Raw genomic sequence first — 16567 nt, 5'->3', positions numbered from 1 at the left:
CAGTCCCTTTGTGGATTCGCTCGCTTAACCCACCACAGATATTGCATCATGAAACGCCGCAAGAAACGAAACCCCGCGCCGACCAAACGCAGCCTCATCTCAGAACTACTTGAGTCTCGGCGACTCTTGGCAACCTTGGACTTCCTGCCGGACCCCACGGCGGGTGTCGTACAGGAAGTTGGCGGTGGAACGCAGATCACCGTAGCCCCCGGGACAAAGTTTACGGTGACCAGCCGAATCGAGACTTCGGAATCGGGAGTCCAGGGAGCACAGCTCAATCTCACCAATTCCAATGCCGCGCTCAAGATCAATAACTTTGTCGTCCCCGCTGTCCCTGGCGATAGCCCAACGGTCGCATTTCCATTGGCAGTGGACGGAGAAATGGACTCCGATCTCGGGGACTATTTCGTTTCTCTGGCCCGGACAGGAGCTTTGCTACCAGTGCCTCCAGCTCGCGTCATCGGCACGTTTGATGTTACCGCGCCGATGGCTGAAGGTACTTATACGCTGACGTCGCAAGACACGAATGCCGATCAGGGACGGGGTCGGACTCGAGTGACAACCACGGGCGCAGATGTCCCCGTCACAGAATTCGGTGACCTAACAATCATCGTTGCCGCTGCCCCTGCGATACCCACCGTCAGTGTTGCAGTGAATCCGGCAAGTGTGGCCGAAGACGGTGCGGCGAACTTGGTTTACACCTTCACTCGAACCGGCGGAGACTTGACGCAACCATTGACGGTGAACTACGCCGTTAGCGGCGATGCAACGGCCGGGACGGATTTCACCGGGACCGCAGCGAATGTTGTGTTCGCGGCGAACTCGGCGACGGCGACCGTCACAGTCGATCCGACGGCGGATGGGACGGTGGAAAGCAACGAGACGGTGATCCTGACGGTTTCTCCAAATGCAGCGGTCTACACCGTTAGCGCGACCAATGCATCAGCGACCGGAACGATCAACGATGACGATGTGGTCGCTGGTTTGCCGACGGTCAATGTTTCCGTGGCCCCGGCAAGTGTCATCGAAGACGGTGCGGCGAACTTGGTTTACACCTTCACTCGAACCGGTGACACGACCAACGCGTTGACGGTCGCCTACGCCGTCAGTGGCGATGCGACATTAGGGACCGACTACACCGGCACGGGGAACTTGATTGTGATTCCCGCAGGATCGGATACCGCAACGGTCACCGTTGATCCAACGTCCGACAACGATGCCGAATCCGATGAAACCGTCATCCTGACGATCTCAGCCAACGCCACCTACATCGTCGGAGCCAACTCCACAGCAACCGGAACAATCACCGATGATGATGCGGTCGCTGGTTTGCCGACGGTCAATGTTTCCGTGGCCCCGGCAAGTGTCATCGAAGACGGTGCGGCGAACTTGGTTTACACCTTCACTCGAACCGGTGACACGACCAACGCGTTGACGGTCGCCTACGCCGTCAGTGGCGATGCGACATTAGGGACCGACTACACCGGCACGGGGAACTTGATTGTGATTCCCGCAGGATCGGATACCGCAACGGTCACCGTTGATCCAACGTCCGACAACGATGCCGAATCCGATGAAACCGTCATCCTGACGATCTCAGCCAACGCCACCTACATCGTCGGAGCCAACTCCACAGCAACCGGAACAATCACCGATGATGATGCGGTCGCTGGTTTGCCGACGGTCAATGTTTCCGTGGCCCCGGCAAGTGTCACCGAAGACGGTGCGGCGAACTTGGTTTACACCTTCACTCGAACCGGTGACACGACCAACGCGTTGACGGTCGCCTACGCCGTCAGTGGCGATGCGACATTAGGGACGGACTACACCGGCACGGGTAACTTGATTGTGATTCCCGCAGGATCGGATACCGCAACGGTCACCGTTGATCCAACGTCCGACAACGATGCCGAATCCGATGAAACCGTCATCCTGACGATTTCAGCCAACGCCACCTACATCGTCGGAGCCAACTCCACAGCAACCGGAACAATCACTGATGATGATGCGGTCGCTGGTTTGCCGACGGTCAATGTTTCCGTGGCCCCGGCAAGTGTCATCGAAGACGGTGCGGCGAACTTGGTTTACACCTTCACTCGAACCGGTGACACGACCAACGCGTTGACGGTCGCCTACGCCGTCAGTGGCGATGCGACATTAGGGACCGACTACACCGGCACGGGTAACTTGATCGTGATTCCCGCTGGATCGGATACCGCAACGGTCACCGTTGATCCAACGTCCGACAACGATGCCGAACCGGATGAAACCGTCATCCTGACGATTTCAGCCAACGCCACCTACATCGTCGGAGCCAACTCCACAGCAACCGGAACAATCACCGATGATGATGCGGTCGCTGGTTTGCCGACGGTCAATGTTTCCGTGGCCCCGGCAAGTGTCATCGAAGACGGTGCGGCGAACTTGGTTTACACCTTCACTCGAACCGGTGACACGACCAACGCGTTGACGGTCGCCTACGCCGTCAGTGGCGATGCGACATTAGGGACGGACTACACCGGCACGGGTAACTTGATTGTGATTCCCGCAGGATCGGATACCGCAACGGTCACCGTTGATCCAACGTCCGACAACGATGCCGAATCCGATGAAACCGTCATCCTGACGATTTCAGCCAACGCCACCTACATCGTCGGAGCCAACTCCACAGCAACCGGAACAATCACTGATGATGATGCGGTCGCTGGTTTGCCGACGGTCAATGTTTCCGTGGCCCCGGCAAGTGTCACCGAAGACGGTGCGGCGAACTTGGTTTACACCTTCACTCGAACCGGTGACACGACCAACGCGTTGACGGTCGCCTACGCCGTCAGTGGCGACGCGACATTAGGGACCGACTACGCCGGCACGGGTAACTTGATCGTGATTCCCGCTGGATCGGATACTGCAACGGTCACCGTTGATCCAACGTCCGACAACGATGCCGAATCCGATGAAACCGTCATCCTGACGATTTCAGCCAACGCCACCTACATCGTCGGAGCCAACTCCACAGCAACCGGAACGATCACCGATGATGATGCGGTCGCTGGTTTGCCGACGGTCAGTGTCGCGGTAAATCCCACGAGTGTGGCTGAAGACGGTGCAGCGAACTTGGTTTACACCTTCACCCGATCCGGTGGAGACTTGACGCAACCATTGACAGTCAACTACGCGGTCAGTGGCGATGCAACGGCGGGAACGGACTTCACCGGCACGGCGGCCAATGTGGTGTTCGCAGCCAATTCAGCGACCGCGACCGTAACCGTCGATCCGACAGCGGATACGACGGTGGAAAACAACGAGACGGTGATCTTGACTGTTTCTCCCAACGCGGCAGTCTACAATGTCAGCGCGACCAATGGTTCGGCGATGGGTACGATCACCAATGACGATGTCACGGCTGGGTTGCCGACGGTTGGTGTTGCGGTGAATCCCGCAAGTGTCGCTGAAGACGGTACGGCGAACTTGGTTTACACCTTCACCCGATCCGGTGGAGACTTGACGCAACCATTGACAGTCAACTACGCGGTCAGTGGCGATGCAACGGCGGGAACGGACTTCACCGGCACGGCGGCCAATGTGGTGTTCGCAGCCAACTCGGCAACGGCGACTGTCACGGTCGATCCGACGGCGGACACGATGGTGGAAAGCAACGAGACGGTGATCTTGACCATTTCGCTCAACGCAGCGGTCTACAACGTCAGCGCGACCAACGCATCGGCAACTGGAACGATCAACGATGACGATGTCGTTGCGGTCCTGCCAACGGTCAGCGTTGCGGTGAACCCGTCGAGTGTGGCCGAAGACGGTGCGGCGAACTTGGTTTACACCTTCACTCGAACCGGCGGAGACTTGACGCAACCATTGACGGTCAACTACGCGGTCAGTGGCGATGCAACGTCGGGAACGGACTTCACCGGCACGGCGGCCAACGTGGTGTTCGCGGCCAATTCGGCAACCGCGACCGTCACGGTCGATCCGACGGCGGACACGATGGTGGAAAGCAACGAGACGGTGATCTTGACCATTTCGCTCAACGCAGCGGTCTACAACGTCAGCGCGACCAACGCATCGGCAACTGGAACGATCAACGATGACGATGTCGTTGCGGTCCTTTCAACGGTCAGCGTTGCGGTGAACCCGTCGAGTGTGGCCGAAGACGGTGCGGCGAACTTGGTTTACACCTTCACCCGAACCGGCGGAGACTTGACGCAACCGTTGACGGTCAACTACGCGGTCAGTGGCGATGCAACGTCGGGAACGGACTTCACCGGCACGGCGGCCAACGTGGTGTTCGCAGCCAATTCGGCAACCGCGACCGTCACAGTCGATCCGACGGCGGACACGACAGTGGAAAGCAATGAGACAGTGATCCTGACGGTCTCGCCCAACGCAGCGGTCTACAACGTCAGCGCGACCAACGGTTCGGCGACCGGAACGATCAACAATGACGATGCGGTCGCTGCCCTGCCAACGGTCAGCGTCGCGGTGAATCCCGCGAGCGTGGCTGAAGACGGTACGGCGAACTTGGTATACACCTTCACTCGAACCGGTGGAGATCTGACCCAGCCTTTGACGGTGAACTATGCGGTCAGTGGCGATGCAACGTCGGGAACGGACTTCACCGGCACGGCGGCCAACGTGGTGTTCGCAGCCAATTCGGCAACCGCGACCGTCACAGTCGATCCGACGGCGGACACGACAGTGGAAAGCAACGAGACGGTGATCCTGACGGTCTCGCCCAACGCAGCGGTCTACAACGTCAGCGCGACCAACGGTTCGGCGACCGGTACGATCAACAATGACGATGTGGTTGCCGCCCTGCCAACGGTCAGCGTTGCGGTGAACCCGTCGAGTGTGGCGGAGGATGGTGCGGCGAATCTGCTTTACACCTTCACTCGTGCCGGCGGAGACCTGACGCAACCGTTGACGGTGAGCTACGCGGTCAGTGGCGATGCAACGGCTGGAACGGACTTCACCGGAACCGCGGCCAATGTGGTGTTCGCGGCCAATTCGGCAACCGCGACCGTCACAGTCGATCCGACGGCGGACACGATGGTGGAGAGCAACGAGACGGTGATCCTGACGGTCTCGCCCAACGCAGCGGTCTACAACGTCAACGCGACCAACGGTTCGGCGACCGGTACGATCAACGATGACGATGTGGTTGCCGCCTTGCCAACGGTCAGTGTTGCGGTGAACCCGTCGAGTGTGGCCGAAGACGGTGCGGCGAACTTGGTTTACACCTTCACTCGAACCGGTGGAGATCTGACACAGCCTTTGACGGTGAACTATGCGGTCAGCGGAAATGCAACGGCCGGAACGGACTTCACCGGCACGGCGGCCAATGTGGTGTTCGCGGCCAATTCGGCAACCGCGACCGTCACAGTCGATCCGACGGCGGACACGACAGTGGAAAGCAATGAGACAGTGATCCTGACCGTTTCGCCCAACGCAGCGGTCTACAACGTCAGCGCGACCAACGGTTCGGCGACTGGTACGATCAACAATGATGATTCGATTGCACTCAACTCGGTGAGCGTATCGACCAATACGCAGTTCATTAGCGAGGCCTCCACATCGAATCTGGTTTACACGTTCCAACGAACCGGGAATCTGAACGCCCCTCTTTCTGTCAGCTTCACGGTTTCAGGTTCTGCATCTTTGCCTGGTGATGTGACGTCACCGGGTCTTGCGAACGGAGTTGCGAATTTTGCGGCGGGCGTCTCGGAGGTAAATGTCGTCGTCCAACTGGTGAATGATTCGCTCGTTGAAACCACTGAAACGTTGGTGGTAACGATCAATCCGAGTGCGAGCTATAGCATCGTGACGAACGAAGGATCGGTGACTGCACAGATCATCGATGATGATGGGCAAAATTCGGAAACCAGAATCATCGTTCCCACCGTCGTCGACAAACCGTACTTGATTCCCGCGGATGGGATTCCGACAGCGATCATTTTTAGAGCGACGGCTGACACGACATTGACAGTGGTCCCTGTGGGCAGTGTGTCTCTGACGGATCAAGTTCAAGTGCTCGACGGCGATCTGCAGTCTATCGGAACCATTCAGAATGGGATCACGACGGCAGAAATCAGTAGCGGCAGCTTGTATTCGATCATCTTCCCAGGCCAGTTTAATGAGCGATTGTACTCCGTTGGTTCGTCAGAGCCGGGCGCCTTGCAGAATGCTCAAACCAATCTGCTCAGGTCGACAGACGTCAACGCTGACGGACGCACGACTGCCTTGGACGCGCTGCAAATCGTCAACCAACTCGGGGTCAGGCATGAGGGTGAGTCCGCCCCGATGCTTCAGAACTTCCCCGACGTCAATGCCGACGGTCGCATCTCAGCTTTGGACGCGTTGGAAGTGATCAATGAGCTTTACCGCCAGCGGAACACGAGCTTTGGGACACAAACGCTGACGAATTCTTCAGGCCGTGCAGAGGGCGAAGGAATCACTCGAGATGAATCGGAATCGAACGTGTTGCTCAATGCTGTCGAGCAACACGACGTCGCTTTGGTGGGCTTGAGCAAAAACGTTGATGCGGTTCATTTGGTCAGCGTCGACGAAGTTATCGCAGAGGCGGAGTACAGCGAAGCCACCGAGCTCACTGACTCGATCGAATTACTCGCCAATCAGGCCAACTAGCAAGCGGTTGATTTAGTGAGCCGTGACGCGTAAGCGGCCGGGCCTACCGCACTGCCCGGTGCCATACGGCCCACGGCTCACTCTTGCGTTTCCAATTTCAACGAAATCGATAGCTCACTAGAACCGGATGGTGAAGCGTGAGCTGCCGCCGCCGATCGTGATTCCACGGCCGAACGATCCGCTGTGATGCGAACGGTAGCCTTGATGGCCATGACCATGGTCGTGAGAATCGTGAAAACGGTCGATCGTAGTCGAACGGTGTCGTGGGTAAACGATCGGCTGCGGTACGATCACAGGCCGTGCCACGAAGTGTGGGTTGCGAAGCGATCGGACGTCGTCTTGCAGGTGATGAATGTTGTCTTCGATGGAGTCCAGTAACGATCGGACGTGTCCCGTGCCGCCGTGAATGTGTCCTTGGCCATGAGCCGCGCGGATCTCAATGCGATCGAACAGGCCTTCCAAGTGATGGAACTCCGCATCCAGTTGACGGAGGTCGGATTCCAGGTGTGCGAGGCTGCCGTGGTGATGGGCAACTTCATGCATGTGGCTGGCCAGTCGACACATGTCTTGAGCATCACTGACGAGGTGCCGGTACTCGGGCGTGTGGATGTAATGACGGGTTTCCTCGACAATCAGTCTGGCTTGCCGCTCGATGGTCACAGCCACCTCGTCAATGTGGTGGTAAGTATCCGCAAACGACGGTGTCGCCAACGTGGCAAAGAACAGGCCGACGGCAGCGAAAGTGGAGCGAGTGAGTGCCATGACGAAATCCCTTTTGAAGTTGTGTGATGGGTGAGTCGACTTACCCGCCGACCGATGGGCTACTTGATTGCATCGCAGATGCCAAACACCCTCCAAGTCTGCCCAATGTGACAAAAATGCCGTGTTTCACGGCGAAACACGGGTTTTAGCGTTTTTGCGACGCTAGAACGTGTGTCGTCAAAGTGATGTCGAGCAATGCATGAGGGTGCAGTCACAAGGAGCGGGGTGTAGTCAAAATGACTGCGCTTTGTTTCGCTTGGTGGTCGCATTTACGTTGTTTGACCCGTAGCCGCAGGCGTAGGAGACGCCACCGAGCGGATTGCCCTGGAGAGACGAACGCCGCTTCCGCCTGCGCCTACGGCTACGGGTCAAACGGGTTTCCGCCTGCGCGTTTGGCTGCGGGGCATTTACGTTGTTTGACCCGTAGCCGCAGGCGTAGGAGACGCTACCGAGCGGATTGCCGTGGAGAGACGAACGCCGCTTCCGCCTGCGCCTACGGCTACGGCTACGGGTCAAACGGGGTTGGAGATTGAACAACCCAGTCTAAGTGGGGTTGGGCGAGAGTTGCTCGAATCGTATCTGTGACATTGGGTAGCCTGCCATCGTGATTGCTTCGTCCACGATTCGCTGCTGGATCAGTTCCGGGATAGACGCGGAGGCTGGGATCTCGCAGGCCTTGAGCAAGACGGCTTCGTCTGCCCCAAGTCGATGGGCCAGGAAGGCCGCGATGGCGTCCGTCGTCGTGCGCCAGTCGTGTGGCATCGGAGCCTGGGCATCAGGGCTGTAAAAGACGCCCACGCGAATGAGTGTTGGGGTGTCTTGCGAGAACACCTTGTCCGGCTCCAGAGGTCCCTCTGAGACGACATTCCAAGTCGGTGCTCTGGCGATCAAATGCTCAAAGGTGTGATCCAGCAAACGGACACAACGCCAATGAGTTTCGGACGCATCAGCCGGCTCAATGGCATCCAGGTGCCGAATCGCGTCGATCAATTCGCCGCCGCCTACGATGATCAAGTTCTCGCCGGTCGGTTGCGACTCGATCCAATGTGTGACGAGTGGGACGAGGTCGGGCCTGAGCAACAGGCTTCCGCCGACTTTGATCACACGACGCATAAGGCGTGCCCAGTGTGAGGAATCAACGTACGTCAGCCTTTCTAGGCTGACATGGTCCAGTGGGTGTCAGGCTAGAAAGCCTGACGTACAAGGTAAAGCCCGACGTACGGCAGGACCCTAGCCTACTTGCATGCTGGTGCCCAAGGTGACGCCGGGGGCGGGCAAGTTGCTGGAGCCTTGCAGGAAGATGTCGATCGAACGAGCGGCGCCACGGCCTTCATTGATCGCCCATACAACCAAGCTTTGTCCGCGTCGGCAATCACCAGCGGCAAAGACTTTGTCGATGTTTGTGGCGAATTCGCCGTGGGTGGCTTTGAAATTGCTTCGTGGATCGGTTTCCAATCCGAGAGACTCTGGCACATATTGCTCGGGTCCAAGGAATCCCATCGACAGCAGGATCAATTGCGCGGGCCAATCCTTTTCCGACCCTTCGACCTCGGCCATCTTCCACTGACCTTGTTCATCCTTGGTCCACTGGACTTCCACGGTCTTGATACCACGCAGGTTGCCGGCATCATCGACCAAGAATTCTTTGCTCAGGATTTGGTACTCACGAGGATCGCGACCGAATTTCGCATCGGCTTCTTCGTGTCCATAGTCGACGCGGAAAATGCGCGGCCATTCGGGCCAAGGGTTGTCAGCGGCTCGTTCCTCTGGTGGCTTGGGCAGCAACTCAAAATTGACCAGACTTCGACAGCCATGACGAATGCTTGTTGCGATGCAGTCGGTGCCGGTGTCTCCGCCTCCGATTACGATGACGTCTTTTCCTTCTGCGCTGATGAATTCGTTACCGATGTCATCGCCATGCACCATCTGCTTGGTGTTGGCGGTCAAGAATTCCATGGCAAAGTGAACGCCTTTGGATTCCCGATTGGGAATCGGCAGATCCCGTGGCTTGGTTGCTCCACACGCCAACAGCAGAGCATCGTTTGCGTTGATCAATTCCTTGGGATCGATTTCCTTTCCGACGTTGGCATTGGTGACGAACGTGACTCCTTCGGCCGTCATTTTGTCGACGCGACGTTGAACGGCGGCTTTAGAAAGTTTCATGTTCGGAATGCCGTACTGTAGCAAGCCGCCGATACGGCTGGCACGCTCGTAAACGGTAACGCTGTGGCCGGCTTTGTTGAGTTGGTCGGCGGCTGACAATCCGGCGGGGCCGCTGCCAACGATTGCGACTTTCTTGCCAGTGCGAGTTTCCGGTGGCTCGGGGACGATCCATCCTTCGGCCCAGGCTCGGTCGACGATGGCGTTCTCGATGTTCTTGATCGTCACGGGCGGATTCGTAATGCCAAGGACGCACGAACCTTCACAGGGTGCCGGACAGGTTCGTCCGGTGAACTCTGGGAAGTTATTGGTCTTGTGCAACCGCTCGATGGCTTCTTTCCAGCGACCGTTGTAAACCAAGTCGTTCCATTCGGGGATCAGGTTATCAATCGGGCAACCGGTGCCGGACTGACAAAATGGGACACCGCAGTCCATGCACCGGGCACCCTGTTCTTGCAGGTGATCGATTTTGTGTTCGGTATAGATTTCGTCGTAGTCATTGATGCGAACAACGGGCAGTCGCCATGGCACTTTTTTGCGATCGATCTCTTTGAATCCGGTCGGCTTTCCCATGATCAAATCTCTTTACGGTGTTTTGGTGGATGATTCGTACTTGTTGATGAAGGGTCGAGTCCGTCAAAACGAACTTCGACCGATTGGGCATCGAGTCGCCCGTCAATGTCTCATGTAAGGAGTCGCGGCTTAGGTTGCCGATGCGGTGGCTTTCATTTGCTTCAACACGCGTTTGTAATCAACCGGCATGACCTTCACGCACTGGCTTAGGAATCCATTCCAGTCCGCGAGTGCCGACTCGGCGACATCGCTGCCGGTCAAGTCGCGATGATCGGTGATCATTTGCTTCACCTCTGCTTCTTCTTCGCCGGGTTCGATGGATTCCAGTTCCACCAGCGCCAGATTGCAATTGAGGTTAAAGTCACCCTTGCGGTCCCAAACGTAGGCGATGCCGCCTGACATGCCTGCCGCAAAGTTCCGCCCCGTCGGTCCCAGCACGACGACGCGTCCACCGGTCATGTATTCGCAACCGTGGTCTCCTACTCCTTCGACAACCGCTCGGGCACCGCTATTACGAACGGCAAAGCGTTCAGCCGCGCGTCCACGGAAAAAGGCTTCTCCGCTGGTCGCACCGTAGAGGCATACGTTGCCGATCAGGATGTTCTCGCCAGGTTGGAACGAACTTTGCTTGGGCGGATAAACAATGACCCGTCCGCCGCTGAGTCCTTTCCCGACATAGTCGTTTGCATCACCCTCCAGATCGATCGTGATGCCGTGTGCGAGGAAGGCACCCAAGCTCTGCCCGGCCGATCCCGTCAACTTGATCTTGATCGTGTCGTTCGGCAGTCCGGGTTGTCCATACTTTTTGGCGACCTCATTGCTGAGGATCGTTCCAACGGTGCGGTTGATATTGATGATCGGTGTCTCGATCACGACGGGCGTCTGATTCTCTAGCGCCGGTTGTGCTGCTTCGAGCAGAACCGTCATATCGAGTGACAGTTCCAAGCCGTGATCTTGGGCTTGGCCGCAGATCACACCCACGTTTTCGTGAGGACGCGTGGCAGGTTTCAGCATTTTCGTGAGATCCAATCCGTCGGATTTCCAGTGCTTGATCGCGGCATCGGTTTCCAAGATGTCGCTGCGTCCGACCATCTCATCGATCGTTCGGAAGCCGAGTTTCGCCATCAACTGACGGGCTTCTTCGGCAACCATGAATAGATAGTTCACGACATACTCAGGCTTGCCGTTGAATTTGGCACGCAGTTCTGGATCCTGTGTTGCGATACCGACGGGGCAGGTGTTCAAGTGACATTTACGCATCATGATGCACCCCAGGGTGATCAGTGGTGCGGTCGAAAACCCGAATTCCTCCGCGCCCAGCAATGCTGCGATCACGACGTCACGACCTGTCTTGAGACCACCATCGGTCTGCAACACGACACGGCTACGCAGATCGTTCAGTACCAAGACCTGATGCGTTTCGGCGATCCCGAGTTCCCACGGCAGGCCGGCATGTTTGATGCTGGTCAACGGCGATGCACCTGTTCCCCCGGTGTCGCCGGAAATCAGAATGTGGTCCGCGTGTGCTTTAGCAACGCCGGACGCGATCACACCCACGCCCACTTCGCTGACCAGTTTGACGCTGATGCGTGCGGCTCGGTTGGCGTTCTTCAGATCGTGGATCAGTTGCGCCAAATCCTCGATCGAGTAGATATCGTGGTGGGGCGGCGGGCTGATCAATCCGACGCCTGGTGTGCTGTAGCGAATTCGAGCGATGTTGTTGTCAACTTTTCGACCGGGCAACTCGCCGCCTTCACCTGGTTTGGCTCCCTGCGAAATCTTGATTTGGATTTCGTCGGCGTTGGTCAAGTATTCAATCGTGACACCGAATCGTCCCGAGGCGACTTGTTTGATCGCGGAACGTTTCGAATCGCCATTCTCCAAGGGCTGAAAGCGAACCGGGTCCTCGCCGCCTTCGCCGGTATTGCTTTTGCCGCCCAGTCGGTTCATGGCGATCGCCAGCGTTTCGTGAGACTCGGCGCTGATGCTGCCGAAGCTCATCGCGCCGGTGCAGAACCGCTTGACGATCTCGCTGGCCGATTGGACTTCGCTGATGTCGATTGATTTGCCCGTGGATTTGAATCCGAGCAACCCACGCAACGTGCAGCGATTCTTGTTGTCGGAGTTGATGTGGTTTGCAAACCGCCAGTAAGCCGACTCGTCGTTATTCCTAGAGGCAGCTTGCAAGCTGGCGATCGTATCGGGGCTCCAAGTGTGCTTTTCGCCTTCGGCTCGCCAGTGATATTCGCCCAAGTTGGGCAAGGCCGGCAAACGGTCCGAGGAACGCGAGGGATACCCGAGCTTGTGACGTCGCAAGGATTCTTCGGCGATGATGTCGAACGATACACCCTGGATTCGACTTGCCGTGCCGACGAAACACTTGTCGATGACTTCGTCTTTCAAGCCGAGAGCCTCAAAGATCTGCGCGCCCTTGTAACTCTGCAGGGTGCTGATGCCCATCTTGGCCATTACTTTCAGCATCCCCTTGGCTACGCCTTTTCGATAGGCGGCAACGATCTTGTCATCATCGAGTGTCGAGTCCATCAATCCGTCACGGCGGGCTTGCCACAAGGATTCAAACGCGAGGTAAGGATTGATCGCATCGGCTCCGTAACCGACCAGCAAACAATGGTGATGAACCTCTCGGGCTTCGCCTGTTTCGACGACCAAGCCGATCTGAGTCCGCTTGGTTTGTTTGACCAAGTGGTGGTGAACCGCGCCGGTCGCCAGCAGCGCGCTGACCGGTACGCGGTCATGTCCGATGTTGCGATCGGTCAAGATCACGAGTTGGATGCCTTCGTCCGCAGCAGCCTCTGCTTCCGCGGCGATACGATCCAACGAACGCTGCAGTCCGGCGGTTCCTTCGGAACGATCGTAGGTGATGTCGATCAGCCGACTGTGCCAGCCCTCAAAATTGATGTGAGACAGGGCAGCGAGTTCTTCGTTGGTCAAGATCGGGTGCTCGACCAACAACCGATGGCAGTGCTCTGGGGTCGCGGCCAACAGATTCTTTTCTGGACCGATGTAGCACTCCAGCGACATGATGACTTCTTCGCGAATCGAGTCGATCGCAGGATTGGTCACCTGTGCAAAGAGCTGCTTGAAGTAGTCGTAGATCATCCGCGGCTTGTCACTCAAACAAGCGATCGCGCTGTCGTTGCCCATGGAGCCGACCGGGTCGCGTAGTTCACGCACCAGCGGTCGCAGCATGAAGTTCATCGTTTCGCTCGTGTAGCCGAACGCCTGCATACGCTGCAGCAACGTATCGCTGTCAAAACCATGCGGCTCTGCTTCGGGGTGCAAGTCGCTCAGGCGGATTCGTTGTTCACGCAACCAGTCTCCGTACGGCATGGCCTTTGCGAACGAGCTCTTGAGTTCTTCGTCTGGAATCAGGCGTCCGGCCTTGAAATCGATCAAGAACATCTTGCCGGGTTGCAGGCGTCCCTTCTCTTTGACGATCTCTGGATCCACCGGCAACACGCCGACTTCACTAGCCATGATCACGCGATCATCGTGTGTCAGGTAGTAACGACTTGGTCGCAAGCCGTTGCGGTCCAGCGTCGCGCCGATGTACTTGCCGTCGGTGAAAACGATCGAGGCGGGGCCGTCCCAAGGCTCCATCATGCAAGAAAAATACTCGTAGAACGCTCGTTTGTCCTCGGACATCGTGTCGTGTTTCTGCCACGCTTCGGGAACCATCATCATGATGGCTTCCTGCAGCGTCCGTCCGTTCATCAGCAAGAATTCGAGCACGTTGTCGAACGTACCACTATCGCTCAAATGCGGCTCGACGACCGGAAACAGATTTTGGAGATCATCGCCGAACAATTCGCTTTGGGCGGTGCCTTCACGGGCACGCATCCAGTTTCGGTTTCCACGCAGCGTGTTGATTTCGCCGTTGTGGCTCATGAAACGCAGCGGCTGGGCGCGGTCCCAACTTGGGAACGTGTTGGTCGAGAATCGACTGTGTACCATCGCCAAGTGCGTTTTGAATGACTCGTCGCAAAGATCTGGGTAGTAAGGCAGCAACTGAGCCGGCGTCAGCATTCCTTTGTAAATGATGACCTTGGTGCTGAGCGAGCAGACGTAAAACATCAGGGCTTGCGATAGATCGTCGTTGTCACGCAAAAGGTGACTGGCGCGTTTGCGAATCTGATACAGCTCGCGTTCAAACGCGTCGCCCTCGATGCCATCGGCCGCACCCACAAAAAGCTGCTCGATGACGGGCTCGGCGGCACGTGCGGTCGGCCCGACGTCGGCGAGATCCGTGTCTTGGGGTACTTTCCGCCAGCCGAATAGAACCTGGCCACGCTCGGCAATCAAACGCTCCATCGTTGATTTGCATTGCGCTCGCTCGGCTTCATCGGTGGGCAGGAAAACCAGGCCGGCGGCGAATCGTCCCGGCTCGGGCAGGTCCACACCGAGCTCTTCCTTGGCGACCTTTTGCAGAAACTCATGTGGCAATCCACACAGCATTCCGCAACCATCACCCGTGTTGGGTTCGCACCCACAGGCGCCTCGGTGGTCCATCGCAACGAGAATCGTACCGGCATCAATCACGTTTTGATGACTGGGTACGCCTTTGACATGAGCGATGAAACCAACGCCACATGAATCCTTTTCTTGCTCGGGATCATACAACCCGTCGGCAGTCGGCAAGTGTAGAAGGGGCTTGTTCATGGATTTACTCTTCACGCGGATGCTTCCAATCGAAAAACTCTGTCTCGCGCTGTCGCCGTTGATGGCGTCACGCGAATGGTTGATTTGTAGGTGACTTGCTGCAGAGTCCTTTCCCCGAATCTGGCACACGGACCGCCCAGAGAGAGGGCACATTCGCCTGCCAAAAACTTCCTTTGCCGACGGTGCGTCGTGCACGATTCAGGCGATCGCGGACGACTCACGCTTCAAGTCGACGGCTGCGGCTTTAGCCGCTATCGGTTTACTACGGCGATCAGGTTCCAGCGGTCGCCCGAGCAACAGGGAGCCAAACTCGTTTGCCGCACGGCTGAGTCTGCCCGGACGCTTGAACATGATCCCCAACGGACGAGTGATCCTCAGTTCCGGGCACGCCACCACCTGTAACGAACCCACTGCGGTCTCGCGTCGAACCACCGCCTCCGGCAAAATCCCGATTCCCTGGTTGGCTTGGATCGCTCGCACGATCGAATCTGCGTTGTCAAACTCCATCCGAACATCGACCGTGATGCCCAGACGCTGAAGGGTTTGATCGATCAATTGACGCAGTTCCAGTTCGCGATCAAATCCCACCATCTCCAGACCTTGCAGATCGCTCAACGACACGTCGCGTCGACTCGCAAAAGGATGCTGCGGAGAACAGACAAGCCGAATGGGTTCCTGCTGCCAAAGCACCGACTGCACTTGTTTCGTGTTCTTGGGAAAGCTGACCAGTCCGATGTCAACGATGCCATCCACGACCATTTGCATCACCCGTTCGTTGCGTCCGAACGACAACCGCAAATCGACCTCAGGATGCAACCGCTTGAACGCCTGTGTCGCTTCGGGCATGTAGCTCAAGCCGACTGAATAGATAGCCGCTACGCAAACTTGCCCCTCCAATTGCTTGCTCGTACTGACAACTTCTTGCTCCAAGCGACGGTAGCGTCCCAACAGATCGCGAACGCCGCGGTAGTACACTTCGCCCGCACCGGTCAGTCCCAATGGTCGCTTGGACCGATCGATCAAAATCACTCCCAGCGATTCCTCCAGTTGCTGAATCGCTTGGCTCACCCCACTCTGGGTCAAATCAGACATCGACGCAGCTTTGGAAAAGCTGCGGAGGTCGGCGACGGCACAGAAAAGTTCGAAGTTTCGGAAGTGCAAAGCGGCGGATGTACTATTAACAGGGCTTATATTGACAGCCGGCTGGTTGATTTCGGCTTATGCAAAGTAAGCATCGACAATTTCACCGTCAATAGTTTCCGCTTCCCGACGGGCCAGTCCCTCCGCAATGCGACTTTCTTGGCCTTTATCCGACAATAAAGACGTCTGTGGCCCTATTGGGAAAGGTGCCCGATCGGCATTCTCCGGCTTGAATCATCGACACAGCCCAAGAAAGCATCCCGACGGCTCAGTCGAACGACGAATGCCGGATTCGATTGGGGATGGTGAAGGAATAGATCACCACCAATGTGCCAACACTGAGCACCAACCAAGGGAACCACTCTTTTGGTTTCCAAGTCGTGATCGATTTGGACGGCGCTCCCGAGGGATCCAAAAAATCCACTGCGGTCGTGGAGGAGCGGGAATAGAAGCTGGCGCTGTCGATCAACAGACATTCGATGCCGACAATGATCGCCATGATGCCGAGAGCGATGAACAGTGAACGCCACATGGCCAGGTGTCTCCAAACGGGAGGATACAAAGAGGATTCACCGGGAATGATCGTCCATTGGAATGC

7 protein-coding genes are annotated in these 16567 nt (G+C 57.1%); 1 reads left to right on the top strand and 6 read right to left on the bottom strand.

Annotated elements, in window-relative coordinates:
• Nucleotides 1-48: 48 nt before the first annotated feature.
• Nucleotides 49-6654, top strand: a complete 6606-nt coding sequence (locus Pla52nx_RS08410) for a Calx-beta domain-containing protein (protein ID WP_342190365.1) — start codon at nucleotides 49-51, stop codon at nucleotides 6652-6654.
• Nucleotides 6655-6771: 117 nt separating this feature from the next.
• Here Pla52nx_RS08410 and Pla52nx_RS08405 read toward each other — a convergent pair whose 3' ends face one another.
• The 6 genes from Pla52nx_RS08405 to Pla52nx_RS08380 form a co-directional block, all read right to left on the bottom strand.
• Nucleotides 6772-7416 carry a hypothetical protein gene (locus tag Pla52nx_RS08405; protein WP_146519684.1) on the bottom strand — a complete coding sequence of 215 codons (645 nt, stop codon included), beginning with the start codon at nucleotides 7414-7416 and terminating at the stop codon, nucleotides 6772-6774.
• Between the two features lie 543 nt (nucleotides 7417-7959).
• Nucleotides 7960-8529: a protein kinase gene (locus Pla52nx_RS08400; protein ID WP_146519685.1), complete on the bottom strand. Its 570-nt coding sequence runs from the start codon at nucleotides 8527-8529 to the stop codon at nucleotides 7960-7962.
• A gap of 117 nt (nucleotides 8530-8646) precedes the next feature.
• Nucleotides 8647-10149 carry a glutamate synthase subunit beta gene (locus Pla52nx_RS08395; protein ID WP_146519686.1) on the bottom strand — a complete coding sequence of 501 codons (1503 nt, stop codon included), beginning with the start codon at nucleotides 10147-10149 and terminating at the stop codon, nucleotides 8647-8649.
• A gap of 129 nt (nucleotides 10150-10278) precedes the next feature.
• On the bottom strand, nucleotides 10279-14829 hold the full coding sequence (gene gltB, locus Pla52nx_RS08390; protein WP_146519687.1) for a glutamate synthase large subunit: 4551 nt from the start codon (nucleotides 14827-14829) through the stop codon (nucleotides 10279-10281).
• Nucleotides 14830-15027: 198 nt separating this feature from the next.
• A complete protein-coding gene (locus tag Pla52nx_RS08385) occupies nucleotides 15028-15990 on the bottom strand; it encodes a LysR family transcriptional regulator (RefSeq protein ID WP_146519688.1) in 963 nt (320 codons plus the stop codon).
• Between the two features lie 247 nt (nucleotides 15991-16237).
• A complete protein-coding gene (locus Pla52nx_RS08380) occupies nucleotides 16238-16501 on the bottom strand; it encodes a hypothetical protein (protein ID WP_146519689.1) in 264 nt (87 codons plus the stop codon).
• Between the last annotated feature and the right edge of the window lie 66 nt (nucleotides 16502-16567).

It is taken from the genome of Stieleria varia (genome assembly GCF_038443385.1).
GTDB lineage: Bacteria > Planctomycetota > Planctomycetia > Pirellulales > Pirellulaceae > Stieleria > Stieleria varia.
Note: the sequence above shows the minus strand (reverse complement) of the source record. Positions and strands in the feature narration are given on the sequence as shown.

Bases quoted from the DNA above. Each gene is read 5' to 3' on its own strand.
- Pla52nx_RS08395 (WP_146519686.1), bottom strand. From the start codon at position 10,149: ATGGGAAAGCCGACCGGATTCAAAGAGATCGATCGCAAAAAAGTGCCA.
- Pla52nx_RS08405 (WP_146519684.1), bottom strand. From the start codon at position 7,416: ATGGCACTCACTCGCTCCACTTTCGCTGCCGTCGGCCTGTTCTTTGCC.
- Pla52nx_RS08410 (WP_342190365.1), top strand. From the start codon at position 49: ATGAAACGCCGCAAGAAACGAAACCCCGCGCCGACCAAACGCAGCCTC.
- Pla52nx_RS08380 (WP_146519689.1), bottom strand. From the start codon at position 16,501: ATGTGGCGTTCACTGTTCATCGCTCTCGGCATCATGGCGATCATTGTC.
- gltB (WP_146519687.1), bottom strand. From the start codon at position 14,829: ATGAACAAGCCCCTTCTACACTTGCCGACTGCCGACGGGTTGTATGAT.
- Pla52nx_RS08400 (WP_146519685.1), bottom strand. From the start codon at position 8,529: ATGCGTCGTGTGATCAAAGTCGGCGGAAGCCTGTTGCTCAGGCCCGAC.